Source organism: Pedobacter nototheniae (assembly GCF_032678625.1).
Classification (GTDB): Bacteria; Bacteroidota; Bacteroidia; order Sphingobacteriales; family Sphingobacteriaceae; genus Pedobacter; species Pedobacter nototheniae_A.
The window spans coordinates 1-24,310 of the sequence record NZ_JAVTSO010000002.1; the positions used below are offsets into that span (position 1 = coordinate 1).

Annotated in this window: 24 protein-coding genes and 1 tRNA gene; 8 read left to right on the forward strand and 17 right to left on the reverse strand. The window is 36.8% G+C overall.

All coding sequences use genetic code 11. The annotated features are described in order from the left end of the window. Window positions 1-578: 578 nt before the first annotated feature. From R2Q77_RS05675 to R2Q77_RS05690, 4 genes are all read right to left on the reverse strand, one after another. Window positions 579-1,310, reverse strand: coding sequence for a hypothetical protein (locus R2Q77_RS05675; protein WP_316802751.1), 732 nt, complete (start codon window positions 1,308-1,310; stop codon window positions 579-581). 79 nt (window positions 1,311-1,389) lie between these two features. Then, window positions 1,390-2,241 carry a hypothetical protein gene (locus tag R2Q77_RS05680; protein WP_316802752.1) on the reverse strand — a complete coding sequence of 284 codons (852 nt, stop codon included), beginning with the start codon at window positions 2,239-2,241 and terminating at the stop codon, window positions 1,390-1,392. A gap of 25 nt (window positions 2,242-2,266) precedes the next feature. Continuing rightward, entirely contained in the window at window positions 2,267-3,061 is a 795-nt protein-coding gene (locus R2Q77_RS05685; RefSeq protein WP_316802753.1) for a hypothetical protein, read from the reverse strand. Next, window positions 3,054-3,614, reverse strand: a complete 561-nt coding sequence (locus R2Q77_RS05690) for an RNA polymerase sigma factor (RefSeq protein WP_316802754.1) — start codon at window positions 3,612-3,614, stop codon at window positions 3,054-3,056. The genes R2Q77_RS05685 and R2Q77_RS05690 overlap by 8 nt, the downstream gene beginning before the upstream one ends. A gap of 612 nt (window positions 3,615-4,226) precedes the next feature. On the opposite strand from R2Q77_RS05690, the gene R2Q77_RS05695 reads away from it, so the two are divergent. Both R2Q77_RS05695 and R2Q77_RS05700 read left to right on the forward strand, forming a co-directional pair. Next, window positions 4,227-4,631 (forward strand): EVE domain-containing protein, encoded by a 405-nt coding sequence (locus R2Q77_RS05695; protein ID WP_316802755.1) that lies wholly within the window; start codon window positions 4,227-4,229, stop codon window positions 4,629-4,631. 45 nt (window positions 4,632-4,676) lie between these two features. After that, on the forward strand, window positions 4,677-5,255 hold the full coding sequence (locus tag R2Q77_RS05700) for a hypothetical protein (protein WP_316802756.1): 579 nt from the start codon (window positions 4,677-4,679) through the stop codon (window positions 5,253-5,255). On the opposite strand, the gene R2Q77_RS05705 is transcribed toward R2Q77_RS05700, so the two are convergent. Together R2Q77_RS05705 and R2Q77_RS05710 are read right to left on the reverse strand one after the other, a co-directional pair. Then, window positions 5,245-6,438 carry a sodium:proton antiporter gene (locus R2Q77_RS05705; RefSeq protein WP_316802757.1) on the reverse strand — a complete coding sequence of 398 codons (1,194 nt, stop codon included), beginning with the start codon at window positions 6,436-6,438 and terminating at the stop codon, window positions 5,245-5,247. The genes R2Q77_RS05700 and R2Q77_RS05705 overlap by 11 nt on opposite strands. 67 nt (window positions 6,439-6,505) lie before the next feature. Continuing rightward, entirely contained in the window at window positions 6,506-7,027 is a 522-nt protein-coding gene (locus R2Q77_RS05710; protein WP_316802758.1) for an acyl-CoA thioesterase, read from the reverse strand. Between the two features lie 216 nt (window positions 7,028-7,243). On the opposite strand from R2Q77_RS05710, the gene R2Q77_RS05715 reads away from it, so the two are divergent. After that, a complete protein-coding gene (locus R2Q77_RS05715; protein WP_316802759.1) occupies window positions 7,244-8,734 on the forward strand; it encodes an alpha-amylase in 1,491 nt (496 codons plus the stop codon). 1,016 nt (window positions 8,735-9,750) lie between these two features. Here the strand turns inward: R2Q77_RS05715 and R2Q77_RS05720 are convergent. The 6 genes from R2Q77_RS05720 to R2Q77_RS05745 form a co-directional block, all read right to left on the reverse strand. Next, window positions 9,751-10,680, reverse strand: a complete 930-nt coding sequence (locus tag R2Q77_RS05720; protein WP_316802760.1) for a hydroxypyruvate isomerase family protein — start codon at window positions 10,678-10,680, stop codon at window positions 9,751-9,753. Further along, a complete protein-coding gene (locus tag R2Q77_RS05725; protein ID WP_316802761.1) occupies window positions 10,667-11,698 on the reverse strand; it encodes an FAD:protein FMN transferase in 1,032 nt (343 codons plus the stop codon). Before R2Q77_RS05725 ends, R2Q77_RS05720 begins: the two co-directional genes overlap by 14 nt. Window positions 11,699-11,710: 12 nt before the next feature. Next, window positions 11,711-13,033 carry a Gfo/Idh/MocA family oxidoreductase gene (locus tag R2Q77_RS05730; RefSeq protein WP_316802762.1) on the reverse strand — a complete coding sequence of 441 codons (1,323 nt, stop codon included), beginning with the start codon at window positions 13,031-13,033 and terminating at the stop codon, window positions 11,711-11,713. Between the two features lie 94 nt (window positions 13,034-13,127). Further along, window positions 13,128-14,093 carry a formylglycine-generating enzyme family protein gene (locus tag R2Q77_RS05735; RefSeq protein WP_316802763.1) on the reverse strand — a complete coding sequence of 322 codons (966 nt, stop codon included), beginning with the start codon at window positions 14,091-14,093 and terminating at the stop codon, window positions 13,128-13,130. 163 nt (window positions 14,094-14,256) lie between these two features. Beyond that, window positions 14,257-15,534 carry a DUF5103 domain-containing protein gene (locus tag R2Q77_RS05740; protein WP_316802764.1) on the reverse strand — a complete coding sequence of 426 codons (1,278 nt, stop codon included), beginning with the start codon at window positions 15,532-15,534 and terminating at the stop codon, window positions 14,257-14,259. Window positions 15,535-15,732: 198 nt separating this feature from the next. Next, on the reverse strand, window positions 15,733-17,640 hold the full coding sequence (locus R2Q77_RS05745; protein WP_316803604.1) for an ABC-F family ATP-binding cassette domain-containing protein: 1,908 nt from the start codon (window positions 17,638-17,640) through the stop codon (window positions 15,733-15,735). A 178-nt stretch (window positions 17,641-17,818) separates the two neighbouring features. Between R2Q77_RS05745 and nudK the strand changes: the two genes are divergently transcribed. The 5 genes from nudK to R2Q77_RS05770 all read left to right on the forward strand — a co-directional run bounded on the left by nudK (window position 17,819) and on the right by R2Q77_RS05770 (window position 21,700). Continuing rightward, window positions 17,819-18,403, forward strand: a complete 585-nt coding sequence (gene nudK / locus R2Q77_RS05750; protein WP_316802765.1) for a GDP-mannose pyrophosphatase NudK — start codon at window positions 17,819-17,821, stop codon at window positions 18,401-18,403. A 66-nt stretch (window positions 18,404-18,469) separates the two neighbouring features. Beyond that, window positions 18,470-18,880, forward strand: coding sequence for an Rrf2 family transcriptional regulator (locus R2Q77_RS05755; protein WP_316802766.1), 411 nt, complete (start codon window positions 18,470-18,472; stop codon window positions 18,878-18,880). 55 nt (window positions 18,881-18,935) lie between these two features. Next, on the forward strand, window positions 18,936-19,820 hold the full coding sequence (locus R2Q77_RS05760; protein WP_316802767.1) for an MBL fold metallo-hydrolase: 885 nt from the start codon (window positions 18,936-18,938) through the stop codon (window positions 19,818-19,820). A gap of 43 nt (window positions 19,821-19,863) precedes the next feature. Then, complete coding sequence (locus tag R2Q77_RS05765; protein WP_316802768.1) at window positions 19,864-20,514, forward strand: NAD(P)-dependent oxidoreductase; 651 nt, start codon at window positions 19,864-19,866, stop codon at window positions 20,512-20,514. 157 nt (window positions 20,515-20,671) lie between these two features. Then, window positions 20,672-21,700, forward strand: a complete 1,029-nt coding sequence (locus R2Q77_RS05770; RefSeq protein WP_316802769.1) for a quinone-dependent dihydroorotate dehydrogenase — start codon at window positions 20,672-20,674, stop codon at window positions 21,698-21,700. Window positions 21,701-21,754: 54 nt separating this feature from the next. Here R2Q77_RS05770 and R2Q77_RS05775 read toward each other — a convergent pair whose 3' ends face one another. From R2Q77_RS05775 to R2Q77_RS05795, 5 genes are all read right to left on the reverse strand, one after another. Continuing rightward, window positions 21,755-22,213, reverse strand: a complete 459-nt coding sequence (locus R2Q77_RS05775; RefSeq protein WP_316802770.1) for a GyrI-like domain-containing protein — start codon at window positions 22,211-22,213, stop codon at window positions 21,755-21,757. A gap of 46 nt (window positions 22,214-22,259) precedes the next feature. After that, complete coding sequence (locus R2Q77_RS05780) at window positions 22,260-22,979, reverse strand: YafY family protein (protein ID WP_316802771.1); 720 nt, start codon at window positions 22,977-22,979, stop codon at window positions 22,260-22,262. Between the two features lie 20 nt (window positions 22,980-22,999). Continuing rightward, the gene (locus tag R2Q77_RS05785) at window positions 23,000-23,800 is read right to left on the reverse strand and encodes a hypothetical protein (protein ID WP_316802772.1); all 801 of its coding nucleotides are present in this window, start codon (window positions 23,798-23,800) and stop codon (window positions 23,000-23,002) included. 166 nt (window positions 23,801-23,966) lie between these two features. Beyond that, the gene (locus R2Q77_RS05790) at window positions 23,967-24,137 is read right to left on the reverse strand and encodes a spore protein (protein ID WP_131538159.1); all 171 of its coding nucleotides are present in this window, start codon (window positions 24,135-24,137) and stop codon (window positions 23,967-23,969) included. Between the two features lie 35 nt (window positions 24,138-24,172). Next, window positions 24,173-24,246 (reverse strand) — tRNA-Cys (locus R2Q77_RS05795). Between the last annotated feature and the right edge of the window lie 64 nt (window positions 24,247-24,310).

Below are 24,310 nucleotides of genomic sequence, written 5' to 3' on the forward strand. Positions count from 1 at the left end.
TACAAGAAGGCCGCGGATCAATCCGCGGCCTTCTTGTGTTATCCGTCTTTGCGAACTGAAGCAGGGGGATTTGATTTCAGCATCTATTGACAATAAAGACCCTGAACTAAATTCAGGGTGACGGATGTATGAATAACTTTTGGTTGGTGTTATTACCAAACAAAGGAAGTTAGCTGGTGATAACACCAGCCAAGGGAAAATATTTAAGGCAAAGGCAAAGCAAACGATGTAACTAAACCCGATCTGAGTGAATGCCCCGATTTTTCATCGGGCAGCAACGGGAGCGGGGCAGGGCTGCCCTAAGTACTACTACACGTTTGTTTCTTAATATTTTTCAGGATATTTTAGTTATACTTTTCGTCCTGCTGAATTTATTTCAGCATTTATTGACAATAAAGACCCTGAACTAAATTCAGGGTGGCGGCTGTATGCGTAACTTTAGGTTAGAAACCATTTATTTACTGAAATCTGATCATCAAATATTTTTTTTTGCAGAATCCATCAAAAAAAAACAGGCTGGACGATCTTTTCGCACAGCCTGTTTGTTATGTTTGGCAATTATAACCGTGTTTCCTTATTTATTTACGGTTACGCACATAAATATTTCCATAATTGGAGCTAATGTCGTAATCCGGACCTTTGCCTGGCGAGGCCGTTATGGAAGTGAAAAAGTTCTTATCCGTTTGTTCAGTTGGTTTTAAGTTCAGGTCAGTATAGATTTTTCCATAATGATTCGTCAATTTTATTTTACCAATTTTTTGCTCGGTTAAACTGGCATCTACACCTCCATACTTCGCATTTGCCTTTATCGGACCGTCAAAATCTTTCAGCTCTATCATACCATATACAGAAACAATATCCGTATTGACATTTGAAGGCACTTTAATTTCTATTGTAATTTCTATATCTTTTTGCTGATAAATTGTGGTAACATTCGAACTGCCTTTTTCTTTTTTGTATTTTTCAAGGTCTTCTTTAGTACTAAACTTAGTTTTTATACCATGATCAACCAAAAAGTAGTCGTTAGGTATTTGATCCATATCCAGCTTATTGCCAATCGAAATTTTCTCGTCTACGCTGGAATCGGTAAGCGTGAAAGCCTGGTTACTTTGTCCATCGTTTATTTTAACAGTTGCTTCAACTAAAACTTCATTTTTATCCCAACTGCTAATCCGTACTATCTTCGGGTAATCAAATCGAAGTTCTATATTTTGCCCCTTCTTAACAGGATAAGTTCTTGTTATTTTAGTTTGAGAAAAGGCAATGCGTGGCACTAAGGCTATAAAAAGCCAGAACAATATTGATTTCATAATTTCTGCGATTTGAGTAAATAACTCCACTAAAGCATTGAACAATGAGCGGCAGGAGCTATTTAGGGTTTAAGAAGAATTACTTTTGTCTTAAGTAGACATTTTTATAGTTCGATTTTAAAATCAGGTCTGCACCACCACCGTTTATCTTACCCTTAAGGCTTTCTTTGTCATTTCTGGAAACGAACCTTTGATTAAATGAGTCGCTTTTCTCAGATTTGTTTTTTTGTAAAGGCTCTGCTTCAAATTCGGCTCCTTTTCCAGCTGCACTCTGATTAACTGCAATTTTGAAACCTTCGGCGGCATATAAATTGCCATAACTGGTACCAAGCTCAACATTAGCTTTTACAGTAGCTGGAAGAGAAACATCAACATAGCCATAAATAGATATAATCGATACCGGACCTTTAATCTCATTTTGGAAAATTGCATCAACTGAACCGTAAAGAGCTTTAATATTCATCGGGCCTGTATTGTTTTCCAATTTTATCTTATTATAGCTTGCGGATACTTCGATCTCATTATTTAAATTTTTGAGAATAATTTCATCATGTACCAGGTTGCTGCTGCTCACAAAAGCCACTTTAATATTTTGCGGAACTTTAATGGTAATAATGCCATTTTGGTTTTTACTTACCGGGTTTACGTTAATTTCTTCTCCCTTCAAAGAAACGTCTATTCCTAAACCCGAATTATCGGTAAATCCAGAACCAGATATTGACCTTAAACCTTTTGCTCGTTCATCAATTTCTTTATCCTCAGGCGCTGACGTGCTGAAAATGATTTCATTTCCGCTGTAACCCTCTACAATGGCTCCATTAAGGAAAAGATTTAACTTTCCTGAATTTTTAGCCAGTTTGTATTCTTTCTGTGCGGATACAGATAAAGAGACTAAAAAAAAGGTGAGCAGTACTAATAGTTGCTTTTTCATTTGTTTGATTTTTTAATGTATATTTTTATAATTTATCTTCTTTGAGGAGTAAAATGTATGCCTCATCTTTAACCGCGTTAAATGTATTTGGATTATTTGCAAGGGCATACAACTCATTATTAATGTCAAGGTTTTTCATTTTACCCAGTAAATTAACGAGCCCTAACTGAACCATTGGATCATTTTGAGTATTTAACGACCGTACTAAAAGGGCAGATACATGACTGTCATAACTGTATTTTTCCATCACACCCAATGCTGCAAGCCTTACATTACTGTTTCCATCTTCATTAAGCGTTTTGTACAACATATCAATTGTACTGTTATTTATTGCGCCGGTTTTTTCAATATCCAGTATCGCTGCAAGCCGGGTACTTGCAGAGGTACTGTCTGTAAGCCGGTTAAAAAGATCACTATGATCGACAGTAAAAGCCGGTTGTTTTACCGCAGTTTTATGTTTTGTTTTAGAAACCACCTGAATAAATTCAGAACTGGTTTTTAAAGGCAGGTTATTGTTTTCTTTTTGTTTTATAGCCAATGGTGCAGCCTGCTCTTGTACAGGTTTTATTTTCTGCACAATTTTGTGAGTCGCTACTGCGCTGTCGTCATTTTTCAAAAAGAAAAAAGTTGTACCAACAGCAATCAGTATGGATGCGGCAACCAACCATTTGGCATTTCCATAAAGAGAAAACACTTTGGTTTTTCTTTTTGGTTCAGGATTTATTCTGGCCTTAAATCCTTCAAGGTTAAAAACTGGTGCCTCAAGATCATCAAATGCTGACCTGTTTTGTTCTATAAATTCTTTTATCGGATCATTCATAATAAGACTTATCTTTTAATGATAATAAAATTTTCTTCTTCGCCCGATGGTATTGCGTCCTTACCGTGGCATGAGATAAACCCAACATGCCTGCAATTTCCTCCTGTGTCAATTTTTCAAACAGATATAAGTTTAATATGGTCTTAAAACCCGGGGCTAAGGCCTCAATACTCTTTTTTATATCTTCCACTTTGTTCTCAAATATTTCATTTTCATTTAGGTCATAATCCTCTTCAGCGGCAAATTGTGTATCGCCCAGTTCCGAAAAGACAATTTTCTTTTTGCGTAAATGAGAAATTGATCTGTTAATCGCCATTCTTCTAACCCAGGCTTCAAAATTATTTATGCCTTTTAATTTATCCAGATCGCCGAATACCGAAAAAAAAGTTTCCTGAAGAATATCCTCTGCTTCTGCGGTGTGGGATATAATACGGCTTATAGAATTGTAAATGCCTTTTGCATATTTATTGTACAATCCAGTATAGCCTGAATCTTTACCCTCCCGGCACATCGTAATTAATTCCTGATCAGTTATTTTTTCTGTCGGTTGCAAAATGAGCTCGTTATTTTTTAGGTTTATGCTATCTCTATATGCAAGTCGCAGGGTTGCCAATAATGTTGCATATTATTTTAAAAAATGTTAATGTCCTTTTTTATGAATTAAAATTAGTGGATTAATCTCCGCGTAATTTAAACTTGGTTTTAAAAACTCAAAAAGATTAATGCTTTTAGTTTTACTGCATTCTGAGCCTTTCTTGGGGTTTCTTTAAAAATTTGTAGGTTCTAAATAATTTTTTTCTTCCGTTAATGGCATAGATAAATGCAGTAACTATACTAACCATAATTAAGCCATAAGTCCACATAATTTTTTCGTTTGAACTAAACTTTTCTGATCTGTTTATTTCAACCAGACAAAGGATAATAAAAGCTAAAAGAAAAAAAGCGCTAACAGAACTGAGCACTTCGGAAAAAGGCAAATGAAAAACTTTAAAAATAAAGGCGGCTGCCAATATCGAATAAGTTAACAGGAAGATGGTGTTAAAATATCTCGGAATGTTCAAAATTTGAGGGTTAAGGTTAATCAAATCTAATATTTTGATTATATTTTACAAGAACCTGCGCCGTTATTTGGTCAATTTATTAGTTTTGCTGCAAATAAAATTCTATGAATCATTGGTTAGTAAAAAGTGAACCTTTTAAATACAGTTGGGATAAATTTAATGAAGATGGACGTACTTTTTGGGATGGTGTTCGTAATTATCAGGCTCGTAATAATCTAAAAGCGATGAAAGAAGGCGATCTGGTTCTTTTTTACCACAGCAATGAAGGTAAAAATGTGGTGGGTATAGCCAAAGTAGTCAGAGAATTTTATCAGGACCCCACAACAGATGATGCCAATTGGGTTGTAGTTGATCTTTCCCCGGTAGAAAGTCTGAAAAATCCGGTTTCGCTGGAGCAAATTAAAGCCGAAGAAAGTTTAAGTGATATTTCGCTGGTTCGTCAGGGCCGTTTATCGGTTATGCCACTAAAAGCTGAAGAATTTGATAAAATTTTGGAAATGGGAAGTTAGCCAGATAATGGCTTAATTTTTGCGCGAATTAATAAACCAAATTTTATGAATAGACGCTCCCTCATACTCCTTGCATTTTTATTTCTGGTTACCATCGGTTTAAAAGCTCAAACTATAAAACCTTATATTGCTATAGTTAAAACGAATTACGGCAAAGAGAAAGGTATTTTGCGCCAGGTACTAAATGACGTATTGATCTTAGAACAGGGCGATTCCTTAAAAACGATCAAAGCAACAGACATCAAAAATATCCGCATCAGGGTTACTAAAAAGCCGTACTCTATTATTACCCCTTTAAAGTACGAACCAATGGGCGAAAATGAATATACAAAAGATATTCAAGGAAACAAGGTTCGCAAAGACGGTAAGCAAGACCCTCCGCTTGAGGAACAAATTGCAGGGCATGTTTTTTTTACCATGGCAAATGTAGCTGTTAACATGTTTGCAGCGCCAATACATGCAATTAACCCAAGCATTAATGAGATCAAAATCAACCAGGATCTTAAAAAATATGCTGAATTTAGATATGAGTTAACACTTTATTCTATCTATTATCAATATAATCCCGATGATCAGGGTGAGCTGGCTAAAATGAAAGCCATCAGTAAAGGTTTTAAACCATAGGTATTTCTTTTTCCTTATTTCTTTTACTCAGCATTAAGCCTATGGTCATAACCAGGCTGGAACCCAATACCACTAAAAATAAAAATGATGGGCCTACCTGTGGTATTTTTAAGGAGCTGGGCAGATTAAAGTATAATAAAATACTAATTAAGCCTCTTGGTGCAATGTACAGTATGGGTGTTGGAAGACCTTCTTTAAAAAACTTTAGTCCTATCCATCGAATAGCATAAATAGAAATTAATATGAATAATCCATTGGCCAATACCGGTTTATCGTTTAATTCGTAAATGTTCATGGTAAAGCCGAAAATAACGAAGAAAAATGTACGTAAAATAAAGGCGCTTTCTGCTGATAACTGGTAAAGTTGAGACAAATCGGCGGTAAGGTTTTTATAAAGAAAAACACTTCTGAACCACGCATTTTGAATGGTATCGGCATTGTTCAGAAATAAGCCTGTACTTAAAATTAAAACCAAAGAAGATAAGTGGTGCGACTGCCCAATGGCATATACCAAAATCAGTATGGAAATGATCAGGAAAAATTTAATGTGGTGCACCAGTTTGCCCATAATATAAAGCAAAACAACGCAGGCAATTGCTGAAAAAAGAATAATCAAAAAAGTGCTTAAACCTAAACTTACAAATGAAGAATAGGAAACTGAAGGATTAGTAATGGCAAAATTGAAAATAATAATACCCAGAATGTCGGAGAAAGAAGATTCGTAAATTACAAATTCCTTATCCTTATTGCCCAAAGCGGCTGCAGATGGAATGGCAATAGCCGAACTGATTACACTAAAAGGAATGGCATTGGCTATGCAAACGTAAAGGCTTTGATGACTGATTTGGTAAATAATAAACGTAATCAGAACAACAGTAGTAAGCAAAATGAAAAATGCAGATAAGAAAGCACTCCTAATAACTTTATTCTTTTCCTTATCGTACTTAAGCTCAAGCGAACCCTCAAAAACAATTAAAATTAAACCCACTGTTCCTAAAGTTGGTAAAATGGATAAGAAATTAAATGTATGGAGTTGCAGGTTGTCAACCAGTAACCGTAGGCCAATTCCAAGCAAAAGTAATAATAAAACCGAAGGTATTTTGGTTTTACTGGCCACTAAATCAAACAGATAGGAAAATATTACTAATCCGCTTAAAATAATTAATATCGTATAAGTTGTCATATTTTTAGCGTATTAAACACCGCTAAAATAGCACAATCAATATAAGTAGTCGAAAAAAAATGTAAAATTATGCTTTAAAGAATAAAGCCTTTAGTTCGCTTGCATCATCAGGGCTCATCTTTCCACCTAAAACCAAACGCAACTGCCTACGGCGTAAAGCGCCATCAAAAAGCTCGATTTCCTCCGCACTTTCGGGAAGTAATTCTGGCACAGGAATAGTTCTGGCGCTTTGATCTACAGCTACAAAAGTATAGTAAGCCTCGTTGCTTTTTTGTCGGGCACCGCTTGGAATATTTTCAGCCCAAACATCAAGTCTAACTTCTACTGAGGTATTAAAAGCACGTGTAACTTTAGCCTCAATGGTAATCACATCACCTAATTTAATAGGGTGTTTAAAAGAAACATTATCTACAGAAGCCGTTACTACAATACGGTTGCAATGTTTTTGAGCTGAAATTGCTGCTGCAATATCCATCCAGTGTAGCAAACGACCGCCCATTAGGTTGTTTAGTGTATTGGTATCATTCGGTAATACCAATTCATTCATTATTGTAAAACTCTCGCGGGCAAATTTCTTTTTCAAACTCATAACTTGCCGCAAAAGTACATAAAATTGTAATAAAACGAGATCTAAATGAGAATTTGAAACGAACGATCTTTATTGAAATATTTGGTTTTAATAATGCAAACCATTAAGTAACCTGAAAAACAAAAAATCAATAACAACTTTAGGTGCAATTAATAGTTGTATAATTCATAAAACAATTGAAAAATTATCATGTTATGTTAGCATAAAACTCAATTAATGCAGAATCAAACCATTATCCAATATTTTCATTGGTACTACAACGAAGAACAAAATTTATGGGTTAAAGTAGCAGAAAATGCTGCACACCTCAAAGAAATTGGGGTTACATCAGTATGGTTGCCGCCAGCTTACAAGGCCAGTACTGGTGGTTATTCTGTGGGTTATGATGTTTACGATTTATTCGATTTAGGTGAATTTGATCAAAAGGGAAGTGTAAATACCCGGTATGGCTCTAAAGATGAGTATATTAAAGCGATAGATGCCTTACACGAGCAGGATATTTCTGTATTGGCTGATGTGGTATTTAACCACAAGGCAGGTGGCGATGAACTTGAAAAAATTCAGGTTAGAACGGTTAATGAAGAAGATCGAAATGAATTTACCAGCGATGTTTTTGAAATAGAGGCCTGGACGAAATTTACATTTCCTGGCAGACAAGGAAAGTATTCCCAATTTATTTGGGATCACCAGTGTTTTAGCGGGGTAGACTGGGCTGAAGATTTAAAACAAACGGCCATATATTCCATTCAAAACCATGCCGGCGAAAGTTTTGAAGAAGTACCCTCAACAGAATTTGGCAATTACGATTACCTGATGTTCAATGATATTGACTATCGGAATTCTGCTGTTGTTGAAGAACTTAAATACTGGGGAGAGTGGCTGGTTGAAACCACTAAAGTTGATGGTTTTCGTTTGGATGCCGTAAAACATATTAATCCCCAGTTTATCAACGATTGGATTGACCACTTGAATCAGAAATTTAACCGCAACTTTTTTATTGTGGCCGAAAACTGGGATGTGATCAGTACAGAAGGTATGGTTGAGTATATTGATATTACGCAGGGCAGGGCGCAGGTATTCGACTCTCTTTTACATCATAACTTTTACTTAGCCAGTCAGGACGGTAATAATTTTGATATGCGCACCATTTTTGATAATACCTTGATTCAGCTTCATCCTGAGCTGGCTATAACCTTTGTAGATAACCACGATTCGCAACCCTTACAGGCTTTAGAATCTTATGTCGAATTTTGGTTCAGGCCAATTGCTTACGCCATTATCCTTTTAAGAATTCAAGGTATCCCATGTTTGTTTTTTCCGGATTTATATGGTGGAATTTATGATGATAAAAATACGGAAGGAGAAGATATACACGTTGAACTGGCGATTTTACCGGGGCTGGAAAATATGAGTAAAATCCGTACAACATTGGCTTATGGAGCGCAAAGGGATTATTTTGACCATGGAAATTGTGTTGGTTGGATTCGGGAAGGAGATGATGAGCGTGAAAATAGCGGGCTTGCCGTATTGTTAAGTACCGGTGAGGAAGGTTTTAAGAGAATGGAAGTAGGTAAACGTTTTGCCGGCCAGAATTTTATTGATGCCATGGGCTATCGCGAGGGAGAGGTATTGATCGATGAAAATGGCTGGGGAGAGTTTCACTGTAATGCCGGAAGTGTTTCCGTGTGGATTCTGAAAACGGAATAAAAAAATCCGTCATTGCGAGGAGGAAGGACGAAGCAATCTTTCAAGGATAGAAAATTACTTTGTTATCAGGAGTTTCGTTTTTTTCTAATCTGGTAATATTTTATGTTTTTTGGAAAGCAGAGGCAGTGGTTCGTAGTCCGTCATTGCGAGGAGGAAGGACGAAGCAATCTTTCAAGGATAGAAAATTACTTTGTTGTCAGGAGTTTCGTTTTTTTCTAATCTGGTAATATTTTGTGTTTTTGGAAAGCAGAGGCAGTAGTTTGTAGTCCGTCATTGCGAGGAGGAAGGACGAAGCAATCTTTTAAGGATAGAAAATTACTTTGTTATCAGGAGTTTCGTTTTTTTCTAATCTGGTAATACTTTATGTTTTTTGGAAAGCAGAGGTTCGTAGTCCGTCATTGCGAGGAGGAAGGACGAAGCAATCTTTCAAGGATAGAAAATTACTTGTTATCAGGAGTTTCGTTTTTTTCTAATCTGGTAATATTTTGTGTTTTTGGAAAGCAGAGGCAGTGGTTCGTAGTCCGTCATTGCGAGGAGGACGAAGCAATCTTTCAAGGATAGAAAATTACTTGTTATCAGGAGTATCGTTCTTTTCTAATCTGGTAATACTTTATGTTTTTTGGAAAGCAGAGGCAGTGGTTCGTAGTCCGTCATTGCGAGGAGAAAGGACGAAGCAATCTTTCAAGGATAGAAAATTACTTGTTATCAGGAGTATCGTTCTTTTCTAATCTGGTAATATTTTATGTTTTTGGAAAGCAGAGGCACTGGTTCGTAGATAACTTTCTTCCTGCTTTGCGCTGTATCCCGATGGAAAAAATCGGGATGCCGCTGCAATCAGGTTTATAGATTTTGAACAGTGCAGGAAACTATAAAAAATCCATCATTGCGAGGAGGAAGTAAACACAAAAGTTGTCAGCATATTAACAACTAAACGTTAAAAGCTGACAACTTTATTTTTAAATATTCATCATTCGGATTATCACACAACCTTTACATGGGTAGAGAAATGGAAAAATCTAAGACAAAAAGTTATCCTCGTTTCTATAAGCACTAATTACAGCCAGTTCGCCGTCTTTTCCACCTTTAGAATTGCCATGTTCCATGCCCATAACTCCTTTGTAACCTTTTTTATATAGGTGTTTGAATAGGTTTTTGTAATTTATCTCCCCTGTGGTTGGTTCTTTCCGCCCAGGATTGTCGCCAATTTGAATGTATGCAATTTCATCCCAGCAACGATCTATAGTTTTAATTAAGTCTCCTTCAGTGCGTTGCATGTGGTAAATGTCGTATAATATTTTGCAGGAGGGACTTTTAACAGCCTTGCAAACGGCATAAGTTTCGTTGGTTTTTTGCAGGAAGAGTTCAGGTGTATCACTCAGGGTTTCTAAAACCATTATTAATCCATGAGGCTCAAAAATTTCAGCTCCTGCACGCATGGCATCAATTACATTGGCAAACTGGTTTCCGTAAGGTAAATTGCGTTCGTAAAATCCAGGTACAACTGTAAGCCATTTGGCATTACAACGTTTGGCTGCCTCCACAGATTTTTTGCAGGTTTCTATAAATTTATCTTTAAATTCTTTTTTTCCGGTGGTCAAAGATGTTTTCCAGTTATCGCCACCATCCACAACAAATACGCCCATGCGCATACCAAGTTTGGATAGTAAATTCCCTATTTTTTCCTGCTCTTCTACCGGACGGTTCAGGTAACCATTATCTTCTACAGACCTAAACCCATGCTCGTACATAAATTGGATCTGATCTGTAAAACTTTTGCCTGCATGATTTTCGAACATGCCCTGGTGCGGGGCATAATCAAGATTGAAAACTTGATCACCAATTGCTACCGTAAGCTTTTCTGAAGCAAAAGTATCGGTAATTCCAGCGCCTGCGGTAACCGCTCCTGCAGTTAATAAGCTATTTCTTATAAATTCACTTCTTTTCATCTGTTTGGTTTTTAAACTGGTTGTTAGAGATGATTAATTTTTTAAATCCCGTGGTCAGCGTATCGGTAATTGTTCCATCCTTTTTATGGTATACAAAATAGGCTTCAAGGTTTTTTCGGTTTTCAACAAAGGTTATGGCATCTTCAATGTGCATGGCCATCAATGCATTGTCATAACCATCCGCCGTAATGGCATCGTTGGCATAAACGGTTACGCTAATCATTTCATTGTTAAGCGGATAACCTGTTTTAGGATCAATAAGGTGGGAGATTTTCCTTTTTCCACTTTGATGGAATTTTCTATAATTACCCGAAGTGGTTATGGCGCCATTGTTAATGGCTGCAATGTGCCTGATTATGGGTGTACCATCTTCATCCGGTCCTTCAATACCAATTTTCATGGCTTGTCCGTTTGGCTTTGGACCCAAAATCCTGATTTCGCCACCCAGCTCGGCTACATACTGTTTTATGCCTTTTTTTTCTAAATAAGCAGCAATCAAATCAACACTATAACCTTGCGCAATTCCATTTAAATCAATCTGTACACAGGGTTTTAATTTACTCAGCCAGTTATCTTTTAATTTTAGATTTTGCATGCCCACACAGTTCAATATCGATTTAATGGTTGCGGGATTGGGTTCGTTTTTGCTTAAATCGGGACCAAAACCCCAGGCTTGTACCAAGGGCGCTACCGTAATGTCAAAAATACCTTTGGTATCCTGGTTAATTTCGAAACTTCTTTTAAGTACATCGTTTATAAAATGATCGGTCTTAATTCCATTTTTTGAAGCATTAAACTGATTTATCAACGATCCTTTTTTGTAAAGAGACATTGATAAATCAATTTCATTTAATAAACTGTCTATACCTTCTTTGCTTGCCAAAAAATCATCAGCATAATACATAATGCTGTAATCTGTTCCTTGTGCATAACCACTAATCTTGTATTGTTTAATTTCCTTTTTAATAGGAAAAATTAAAATCAGCGGAAAAAAGAGTAACAGAAATCTGTAAGGCATCTCGCTAAAATTTTAAAGCACTTTTGCCTGTCCGGGCATCGCTATAGGGTATAAACCTTTTTCATCGGGCATTAATTTCGGGTTGGCATCCCATGCAAAACGTTCGGGTAGTAAGCTATTATCTGCTGCCAATGCTTCATCCCATTTAATGGTTTGGCCTGAGTAAGTAGCGTAACGGCCAATTATTGAAGAAAATGTGCTGGTTGCAGCATATTCTACGTTATTGAATTTGTACTCGCCTTTAGAAATTGCTTCAAACAGTTCATCGTGCTCGGTTTGGTAAGGATTTGCATTTCCTTTGGTGTTGTGGTTATATAATTCTTTGCCACTGTAATTTTTCATAATGGCCTGGTTGCTTCCTGATAAGTAAATTTTACCTTTTGTGCCTTGAAAAGATTCATCAACACGGTTGCTGATGCCTTCAAAATGCCTGCACTGGCTATTAATTACTGCGCCATCGGCGTAAGTTAATTCGATAGAATGGTTATCATAAATTTCACCATAATCTTTACCAGTGCGCCATGCGCGGCTTCCAGTACCCTGTATCGATATTGGATGCGCATTTTTTACCCAGTTCGCAATATCTATATTGTGTACATGCTGCTCTACAATATGATCGCCACATAACCAGTTAAAATAATACCAGTTTCTCATTTGGTACTCCATTTCCGTTTGGCCTGCCGTACGCGGACGAACCCAAACGCCACCACTGTTCCAGTATACCTGTCCTGACATGATATCACCAATGGCGCCATCGTTAATGCGTTTAATGGCCTCGCGGTAATTGGTCTGGTAGCGTCTTTGTAACCCTACCACCACATTTAATTTTTTCTTTTTTGCTTCTTCGGCGGCAGCTAAAACTTTTCTGATTCCGGGTGCATCAACCGCAACAGGTTTTTCCATAAAAATCTGCTTGTTCTGTTTTACAGCTTCTTCAAAATGGATCGGGCGGAAACCCGGAGGGGTAACCAATAAAACCACATCAGCTAATGGAATGGCTTTCTGGTAGGCATCAAAGCCAACAAAACGACGCTCTTTAGGAACATCTACCTTATCAGGAAATTTGGTGAATAATGATTGGTAGCTGGAATCGAGTCTGTCTTGAAAAGCATCAGCCATTGCTACAAGTTTAATATTAAATTTGGTGCTTAATGCCTGAAATGCAGCGCCTGTGCCACGATCGCCACAACCAATTAAGGCAATTTTAATCGTGTCTGATCCTGAAGCATAGGCTCCCGCTAAGGGAATGCTACTTAACATTGCGCCGCCTGCAAGCATGGCTGTTGCCTTTAAGAAGTCGCGGCGTTCCTGTAAATTAATGACTGATTTTTTCATGGTTTGTTTTTCTTTGGTTAGGAAGTTGTTATGATTGGAAAGACTTTCTTACAGCCTTTTAAAAAATCATGACGGTTTTAAGATTCTGGTTATATTAATAGTCTTTTATAGGTTTTTTATCGTAATAAGCATCTATCTCGGCCTTAGAAGGTGTTTTTGCCGGTCGTACCAGGCGCATGCCCACAAATGGAGCTTCCGGAAACCACCAGTTGCTTTTTGGAATTTGTGGATCTAATTGTTTCCAGGAAGGATTTGAAGCTAATCTGACTGTGGAGGTTAAGTTTTCGGGTGTTTCATCATAAGAACCACCACGAACAGCATTTGGGTAAAGTTTTTCGGGGTTGGCAACCGGATTTTCTACCACTTTCCCCTGGCTTTTAGTATAAAAATCAGGGATGTATTGATCGTAAGTCCATTCACTAACATTGCCATACATATCGAACAAGCCCCAGGCATTTGGTTTTTTTTGCCCAACTTGATGTGTTTTATTTTCGCTATTGTCTTTATACCAGGCATATTCCCCCAGTTTGGATGCATCGTTGCCAAAACTATAATTGGTTTCAGTTCCTGCCTTGCAGGCATATTCCCATTCGGCCTCCGTAGGTAAACGGTAAAAAATACCTGTACGCACATACAGCCACTTACAAAACTGGATGGCGTTGTATTGGGTCATGGCTACCGCTGGTTGATGTTCTTTTCCCATACCGAAAGTCATATCAAGATAAGGTTTGGTTGGTCTGGTTACAGCGTCTACTTCTACCGGAATTGCACCTTCGCTGGCTTTTTTTTCATAATCCCGGTATAAAAAAGGCTCGAAAATATCCCAGGTTACTTCGTGTTTTCCAATCCAGAAGGCATCCAGTTTAACCTCGTGTACTGGCTGTTCATCGGGTTTTCCTGTTTTACTTCCCATTTTAAATTTGCCTGCTGGAATGGCCTGCATATCAAATTTTAATTTAGTGCCATTAATAGACTGGGTATACGGACTGTTTGTGCTTTGTGCAAAAATAGGAGCGGAAGGACAGGTTATTAACGCAACGGCAATTAATTTTTTGAACATAGTTTTTGGTTCGAAACGCTTATTTCTTAGGTGTTTATCTGGTTAATCTGATAACGCTAAAATAGATAACCTCAATTAAAACAAAGAAAAATAGTGTAACAATAAAGATAAATACGGAACATTAAAAGTCAGTATTTTATTTAGTACAAATGTTCAAAGATTATTATCTTCTGTCAGTGCCCTTATTGCTCAAGGTAGTGAAACCAATTAATGTATCCCATCGTGCCCCTGGTCTGCGGTAGTAAGCAAAAATTTGATAGGTGTTTTCGGTTTCAAAAAATGAGCCCTCAAAATACCTTGTTGTTGCCACATTTGTTGTTTTATCCAGCCAGGCATATTCGTAATCGTAAAGCCCTTGCTTTAGTAGAATATTGCCATAAAATTGTTTTTTACCGGCATCATAAATAAGCTTATTTTCGTTAGAGAGCGTATAGTTATTGAAACGCCCCAATACATATGCATCGCCATTGGCGGTTGGTGCAGGAGCATTCAGGGTAAACAACACACCGGCATATTCGGCCTCAGTACGGTCATCCCGTCCATCCGTATTGCGGACAAAGAAGTTTCCGTTTTCGTCAAACTGGTTCGCGTAGGCACTCGTATTTCTGGATGGATCCTGGAATAAAATAACATTCACAGCTTCATTGTCTCTATAAATACCCTTTACATTATCTGCTTTATAGCGTAAACTTCTGGTGTCAAACTTTCTGAATTCATTATCTCCCCAAAAATCATTTGTATTTATGTCGTTATAAACCAGTTGGTTTGGTTTAATAAACGAGGGTTTCGTGTTTAGTTGTGCCGTGTTGGTATTAAAATTCTGCATCACCACAACTTTTAAATCCTGATATGGATTGGGTATAGACATTTGATGGTTAATGGTGAAGTTAATTTTCTGCTTCGAATTACGATCAGCTACCTGATAGGAATTAGTTACCTCAGCAGCAATTGCAAATTGATTGTCAACTATATAAAAACGCTGAGAAATAACGGGCTTTTTTAAATCACCATCTTCATAAACTTTAAGCAGGTAATTGCCGCTTATTTTTGGCTTCACCTGGTCGTTGGGTAACGTTAATTCGTAGTGTGTATACTTTCTGGTGGTGTTAACAGAGTAGCGGTAATTGATAATTCTATCGTCGTTAAAGCTTTCTAAATAATCAATGCTCGAAATCCGTGACGATTGCCAGTCTGAAGTGCAATGCTCTACCGTATACCAGTAGTTTTTTGTTCCGGCGAGTAAATCATCAAAAGAAAAGTTTAAGCTTTCGTTAGAGTTTAAGGTAATAATCGGTAAAGATTGCTCTTTGTTGCCATTGTAGCAAAGCACCGTTTTAATGTTGGGTAAATATATTTTGTTTTCGTAAACGAAAGATGTATTGTTTTGGGCGAAGCTTATTGAGGTAATGAAAAATAATATAGGCAGTAGTATTTTTTGCATGGGCTAAAGCTACATTTTTGAAATGAAGAGACAAAATACAACTCTTTTCTTCCGGGTGATTTAAAAAATGTTAAAGCACTGCGTTATTTTTAGAAAAGCATCTTCCGGTTTAAATATAGCTGTACCTAAAAATCGGGTCATAAAAAAAGCCGAAGAATACCTTCGGCTTAAAATAATAAAATTTTGAATGATCGGTTTTTAGCCTTCAAGTTCCATGATCTCGGCAGCTAAACTTTCCCATTTGTTTTGGGTATTATCAAGATCGTTTTTAGCCGCTAAGTAACGTTTGTTGGTTTCAGCCAGTTTATCTGCTTTGCCATAAACATTTTCATCTGCCAATTCAGCTTCTATATTTTTTACAGATGTTTCCAGTTCTGTAATCAGTTTTTCTGTTTTCTGCAGCTCGTCATTTAACTTTTTCAATTGATTTGCTGTATTCGGAGCAGCAGGCTTTGGCTCTTCTTTTTGTTTTTCAGGTACTTTTACCGGTATGGGTTTAGAAATTGGAATTACCCTTTTACTATTCCATTCTTCATACTCGGCATAAGTTCCGGGATACTGTTTAATTTTTTCCTCTTCAATAAACCAGATTTTGTTGGCCACATTATCTAAAAAGTATCTATCGTGAGATACTGAAATGAATGTACCTTCAAACTGCTGTAAGGCCTGGATCAGGATGTTAACAGATTGTATATCCAGGTGATTGGTGGGCTCATCCAGTATCAAAAAGTTTGAATCTGTTGTTAAAGATTTTGCCAGTGCCACCCTCGATTTTTCTCCTCCGGAAAGAACTTTGATTTTCTTAAATACATCATCTCCGGTAAAAAGGAAGCAACCTAAAATGCCTCTTAACTCTGTATCGGTATGTTTTGGGGCGAAAGCCTGTAACTCACCTAAAATGGAATTATCTAAATGTAAAGACTCCAGCTGGTGCTGTGCAAAGAAAGTGGTCGTTACGTTATGGCCGGTTTCGCAAAAACCATCAAAACCTTCGGTGCCGGCAATCATCCTCAATAAAGTAGATTTACCTTTACCATTTGCACCAATCAGGGCTATTTTATCCCCTTTTTCAATTACACCTTCCGCATCTTCTAAAATATGTACGTTAGGATAACTTTTGGTTGCATGTTCAATTCTCACTACGTGCCTGCCAGATGGTTTAGTGAATTTAAAGCTGAAGTTAACCGTTGGGTTATCGTCATCCACATCATCCACGCGCTCCATTTTATCTAAGGCTTTCATACGCGACTGGGCCATTTTGGCTTTACTCGCTTTAGCCTTAAAACGCTCAATTAAACGTTCTTCCTGCTTAATTTTAGCCTGCTGGTTTTTAAATTCACCTTTTTGAATTTCACCGCGTAAAGCTTTCTCCTCTACATAAAAGCTGTAATTACCCGCATATACGTTTAATTTTCCCTTACGAGATTCTACCGTACGGTTTACAATTTTATCTAAGAAATATCTATCGTGAGATACAATTACGATAGCACCTTCAAAGCCCATTAAATAAGTTTCAAGCCATTTAATGGAAGGTAAATCCATGTGGTTGGTCGGCTCATCCAGCAAAAGGATGTCAGGGTTTTGAAGTAGAATTTTCGCAAGCATTACCCGCATACGCCAACCTCCGGAGAAGGTGTTAAGCGGTCTGTGCTGATCTCCAGTACTAAAACCTAATCCGGCCAAAATTTCATTAGCACGGTATTCTATATTGTAACCATCCAGGGCTTCAAATTCCTGTTGCTTATCGCTTAGTTTATATAAAACCTCTTCGCTATAATCAGTCTCGATTTTTTTCAGTAACTCCTCAATTTCGTCATGCAATTGGTTTTGACGCTCGAAAGCCTCCATTGCTACATGCAAAATGCTATGGTGCGAATCATAAGAAAGTAAATCCTGGTTCAGGTATCCAATTTTCAAGTCTTTAGACATTGAAACTGTACCAGAACTTGGGGCGTACTCGCCAACAATTATTTTTAAAAGGGTAGATTTTCCTGTTCCGTTAGCTCCAATTAAGCCGGCTCTATCGCCTGGTTTAATGTGCCAGTTCGCTTCATCATATAAGGCTCTTGAGCCAATCAGGAATGTTAAATTATTTATTGAAATCATTTCGGCTGCAAAAGTACGAATTTTAAAGGCTATTTTTTTGATAAATAAATTCATAACCAGCTTAAATCCTGCAAGTACTTATGTGTATAAGCATTGAGTAAACTTGTTCAAAACAAAATCGCCGTTTGAAGCTTTTGAATCGTTTAAATGCATAGGTTTGATTAAAAATTAATCTAAAATGAATAACGAAAACGTAAAAATCATTAACACGGAAATCCTTTCTGATAACTGGTACACCCTTAATAAAATTACTTTCCAGTATCAAAAAAAAGATGGTACCTGGGAAACCCAAAACCGGGAAGCTTACGACAGGGGCAATGGAGCAACTATTTTACTTTATAATAAAACAAATAAGACCGTTATTTTAACCCGGCAATTCCGTTTGCCAACTTATCTTAATGGAAATGAAAGCGGAATGCTTATTGAAACCTGTGCGGGTTTGCTCGATAAAGATAATCCCGAAACGGCGATTAAACGCGAAACAGAAGAAGAAACAGGTTACAAAATTACAGAAGTAAAAAAGGTTTTTGAAGCGTATATGTCGCCGGGTTCCGTTACAGAAATTGTATACTTTTTTGTTGCCGAATATTCAAAGGATATGAAAGTAAGTGAGGGCGGGGGGCACCACGAGGAGCAGGAGAATATTGAAGTGCTCGAAATTTCTTTAGAGGAAGCACTAAGTATGATTGCAAGCGGAGCCATTAAAGATGGGAAAACAATTATGCTGCTTCAGTACGCTCAAATTAACAATCTTGTTCAATAAAAAAGAAATAATTTGGAAATCTGATTTTTATCTCTAAATTTGTACTGTAATAAAAATAATTACAGAATGAACAGCAGTCGGTTTTCCATTTCTTTACATATACTCACGCTCCTCGATCAGGCGAAAGGAGCGTTGGTATCCTCTGATTGGATTGCCGGCAGTATTAACATTAATGCTGTTTTAGTACGTAAAGAGATTATAAACCTGCGTAAACATGGTTTTGTTCAAAGTAAAGAGGGGAAAGGGGGCGGAACGGCTTTAGCTAAAAACGCAGCTGATATAAATTTAGGTGATGTTTATTTGGCTGTAAAGCAAAAAAGTATTTTGGGCGAGAGTAAAAATGAACCCAATCCAAACTGTCCTGTTGGAAAACAAATTAATAAACATCTTGATCAATTATATAATGATGCAGAAAGCGCATTAATTAAAAGTCTTTCCGCACAAAATCTATTGGATTTTAGTGCGAAATTCAATTAAATTTTTTTTAGTATAAACTGTAATAAAATTAGTTACAATATAAAATAAATATCACATGAAATTAAAATCATTTTTAATCGCTTCGGCCTTATTTACAAGTGCAATGGTACAAGCACAAACTGTTAAAGTGTTTAATACACAGCCGCTTAGTTTAACTGTAATTACTGGTTCTGAGGCCGGGATGGGCGTAAATTCTGTTATTGTTGCTGGTAAAACAGATGCCATTTTAATTGATGCACAGTTTACCAAAACCAATGCTCAAAAAGTAATCGAAGCTTTAAAGGCAAGCGGAAAAACGCTTAAGCAAATTTACATCAGCTATGAAGATCCGGATTATTATTTTGGTTTAGAGTGGATTAAAAGCGTGTATCCAAATGTACTGGTAACAGCGAAGCCTGCAATCATTGATCATATTATTAAAACTGAACAAGCTAAATTAGAGGTGTGGGGAGGAATTTTTAAAGATGAAGCCCCAAGAAATATCGTTCTTCCGCAAGTTCAGAAAAGTGATACATTATGGGTTGAAAACACACCTTTGATTATTAAAAATGCAACTGAAACAGCTAAAAAGGGAACATTTATCTGGATTCCTTCTTCAAAAACAGTGCTTGGCGGTATAAGTGTAATGAGCGGAACGCATGTGTTTACAGCCGATGACCAGACTAAAATAAAACGCGAAAATTGGATTAAATCTTTAAATAACATTAGCAATTTAAAACCGGTTATTGTTATTCCAGGTCATATGGATGTGAACGGCGCATTCGATATTTCGGCTGTTTCATTTACGCAGCAATATCTTAAAGATTTTGAGATTGAATTGGCCAAACATAAAAATTCAAAGGACTTAATATTCGCTATGGAAGCTAAATATCCAAGCTTAAGTGGTAAAGAAAGCTTAAATTTAAGTGCAAAGGTAAATACCGGAGAAATGAAATGGTAAGGAGTTGAATTGATTAATAATTAAAAACATAATAATAAATAATATGAAAATAGCATTAATTGGAGCCTCAGGATTTGTAGGCACCGCAATTTTGAAAGAATTATTAAGCCGTGGCAATGAAGTAATAGCGATTGCCCGTGATGTAAATAAAATTGAAACCGAGAACGATAAATTAATTAAAAAAGAGGTTGATATTTTAGATACTGATAAACTGGCTGAAGCTGTAAAAGGCTCTGATGCAGTGGTAAGTGCATTTAACGCCGGGTGGACTAATCCTAACTTATATGCCGATACCGTTGCTGGAGCAGAAGCCATACAAAAAGGTGTAAAAGCATCTGGTGTTAAACGCTATATTTTTATTGGTGGTGCAGGTACTTTGCAAATTGATGGGAAGCAGATTGTTGATGGACCAGATTTTCCTGAAGCTTATAAACCAGGTGCCACAGCTGTGAGAGATTATTTTAACACCTTAAAAAATGAAAAGGAATTAGACTGGTTATTTTTTAGCCCGGCAATAGAAATGCACCAGGGTATAACAACAGGCCGTACAGGAAAATATCGCTTAGGCAAAACCAGCCCGGTTTTTAACGAAGAAGGCCGCTCTATCTTATCGGTAGAAGATTTGGCAATTGTAATTGCCGATGAGTTAGAAAACAATGCACACCACCAGGAGCAATTCACTGCTGCGTACTAAAACAAGGTGTAAATAGAAGGTGGAAAAAGAATAAAACGGGTTTGAGTTTTTCTTTTCTATGTGATTTATTTGAGGGATTTCGTGAATTTATTTAGTTTTTAAATATATTTTCGATTTCCCTTTTCTATTTTACATTAAGTTATTTTATCTTCGTTGCATGTATCGCCTTATTAAACCAATTTTCTTCAAATTTGATCCTGAAAACGTACATTATTTTGTCGTAAAGCGATTAAAATGGTTTAATGACCGCTTTCCTCTTGGAAAAACCATCATCAGAAGCAGTTTCGACTTTAATGTTAAAGGACTTGAAAAAGAAGTTTTTGGAATTAAGTTCAAAAATCCGATTGGTTTAGCCGCAGGTTTCGATAAAAACGGCGAGTATGTTGAAGCTTTAAGCAATTTAGGCTTTGGCTTTATAGAAGTAGGTACTGTTACGCCAATGCCGCAACCCGGAAATGATAAACCACGCATGTTTCGCCTCCCTAATGATGAAGCGCTGATTAATAGAATGGGTTTCAACAATAAAGGCGTGGATGTAATGGCCGAACGTTTACGGATTTTAAAGGATAAGCACCCTGATATTGTTGTGGGGGGGAATATTGGCAAAAATAAAACAACCCCAAATGAAGATGCTGTAAGCGATTACATCAAGTGTTTTGATCGCTTATTTGATGTGGTTGATTATTTTGTAGTAAATGTAAGTTCTCCAAATACACCAGGTTTACGTGAGTTACAGGAAAAGGGGCCATTAAAAAATATACTGAATACTTTACAACAGCGCAACCTGAAAAATGATATTTCCCGGCCAATTTTATTAAAAATTGCCCCCGATTTAACTGATGCACAGCTGGATGACATTATAGAAATTGTTTCGGAAACCAAAATTGCCGGAATTATTGCTACCAATACAACCATTAGCCGCGAAAACCTGGCAACAGAAAAAGAGCTTGCAAACGAAACCGGAGGTTTAAGTGGAAAACCGGTTAAAGATCGGTCAACAGAAGTTATCCGTTACCTTTCTGAAAAATCTAACCACGCATTTCCGATTATCGGTGTAGGAGGGATTCATTCTCCTGAAGATGCTAAAGAAAAACTGGATGCCGGAGCATGTCTTTTGCAGCTTTATACAGGCTTTATTTACGAAGGCCCCGGTTTGGTTAAGGATATTTGCAAAAGTCTGATTTAAGCGATCAGATTGGGTTTATGAAGCGCAAATAAATTGCGCTCCGGTATAATTCTGTTATTTTACGGCTATAAAGATATCAAGCTCGGCCTGTTCGGGGTTTTGAGCTTTTTCTCCATAAACTTCAAAATCTGCAGTGAAAATTCTTGGTAGGCCCGAATCCCATATTTTCATCCATTCGTTAATTACAGCGCCTTCTAAAAGATTTCCCTGCACGGGGTATTTTTTGTAATTCCCCTGCTCAATGGTTTTAGTAATCATGCCTTCAGGAATAATCTCCTGATTTGAAACTTTACAGCCAATAATTGTTGTATAAGGCCGGGTGTGATCTTTCTCGTAGTCAGTATAAATCACATAAATAGATTGGTCAATTTTGTTGGGAATTTTTTCCAGGATATTTTCTGTCATAAATTTATTCCAGAGTTGAGGAATATCCTGTGCTGCTTGTCCGTTTTCGTTTGTTGTTCTGATCGAAATGCCGGTGACATTAAATTTTTCGACGGTTTGATTGCTCATTTGATTATAGATTAAGGCTCAAAGATAAAATGGGGTTACGACAGCCTTATGTCAGGGGTAGCAAAGATTTTTCAAGGCAAATTCTAAAATATTCCTGAAGTGACATTTTCTGTGGCTCAAACTGCTCGCTAAGTAAACTTAGAGATTTTATCCTGTCAAGCCTGAACGATCTGAAGTCCGTCCTTAGTCTGCACCAGGCTATTAAAAGCCAGTTTTCCTGCGTGCTGTATAAAGCAAAAGGTTCAATTAATCTCTGTGTGGTTGCATCGCTATCAGGTACATAATATTCAATTTGGGTTAACCTGTAATTGGTTAAAGCCAACTGTAGATTGGCTAAGTGGTTACTGGTTTTATCTTCAGTTACGTTTTGCCTGAAAACAATCCGGTTGGCCAGCAGATTGGCCTTTTCCTTAGTATTATTCTTTAAAACAGATTTTATTTTAAAAATAGCTCCGATATATTCTTTTACAAAAGAAGCATCTTTGTTTTTTAAAACAAGCTGTTCGGCGGTAATTAATGCATTTGCCTCGCTTTCCGTAAACATTACTGGTGGTATGTTATAACCATCAATAATGGAGTAGCCTTTACCTTCTGCTGTCAAAATTGGAACGCCAGCCTGTTCTAAGGCTTTAATATCCCTATAAATGGTACGTGTACTGACCGAATATTTTTTAGCCAACTCAGTTGCAGTAATCAGTTTTTTGGTTTGGAGCTGGATTAAAATAGCGGTTAACCGCGAAAGCCGTTTAGTATCGTTGTCGATCATAAAAGTAAAAGTTGCATGGGCTAAAAGGATGCTTTTAAATAACGAATGTGGACTAAAATTTCTTTTCCATCCTTATAGTTCGTCCAGTCTATATATTTCTTGTCATACACTTTTAAAGCAAAACTATTTTCGCTTAACCAAACCGCTTCTTCAATTTGCCATTCCTTTGAATTATAGCCAATAAAGTCTTTATACATTGCATTTTTACCCTGTTTATCTATTTTGATTACAGAGAAGAAAGATATTTTATTTTTATAAATATTATTTACAAAAGCCATGAAATAATTTTTTCCTGGCGATGTAAGCACTTTAGTCATTCCGCCATCAAATGGAGAGGATATTGTGTAGACTTTATTCGAAACCTGGTCTATTGCAATTAAATCTCCCATTTCATTCTGACTGTCGGAATTGTACACCAAAAATAAATTTAATGGTTTTATAAAGCCATTGTAATACGAGAAATAACTATAATCGGATGTATCGCATTTAAAAGTATATAAACTATCAGCAGTTTTTATAGTAAAGGTTAATGATGTTCTTGTTATTTTGGAAGAAGAGGTATCGATTTGATTGTTATATTTCCTTCTCGCCACTAAAAAATCCTTTTCACTGATCGGTTTAAATTTTACCTTAAGAGAAGTATCGGTAAGCATAGAAAATCCTAAATTCAAACTTAAATTCAAGGTGTCGGTCTCTTCAATATGGAAGGAGGAGAAACGGGTCGTTTTTACCTGATCATTAATCTGGCCATATCCTTTTTTGACAGAAGTAATTTGGCACAGCAAAAATATTAGCATTAAGCATAGTTGCTGATATTTCATTTTCGAATTATTTAGGTTTCCGGCTTAAGTACATGTCATTCTGAGTTTAATTTCAGGGCGACAGTATAAAGACTAAAGATAGGGGATTGTTGTCGAAAACAGAAGACATAAAAAAAGCATCCTGTGATCAATAGGATGCTTTAAATTTTTTAGAAGATTCTAAAAACTATTTTGCCAATGCAGCTAAAACAGCGTTGTTTTTTGCTAACTGATCGTTTTTAGGTTGTGCAGAGCGACTTCCTAACTCAATGTTAGTTGCTCTTTTTAAGAAATCAACTTCCTGGTGAGCAAAGTTCTTATTTCTTCTATCTTTTCTTTTTAATCTGGTAACTGCCATGGTAATAACCTTTTATTATATTTTATTTGTACAAATGGAGGTCGAGAGCGGATTCGAACCGCTGTAGAAGGTTTTGCAGACCTCTGCCTAGCCACTCGGCCACTCGACCTGTTAAATTCAAGGCTGCAAAAATAGCAATTATTAATTAGCGAACAAATATTACAGCGTTTAAT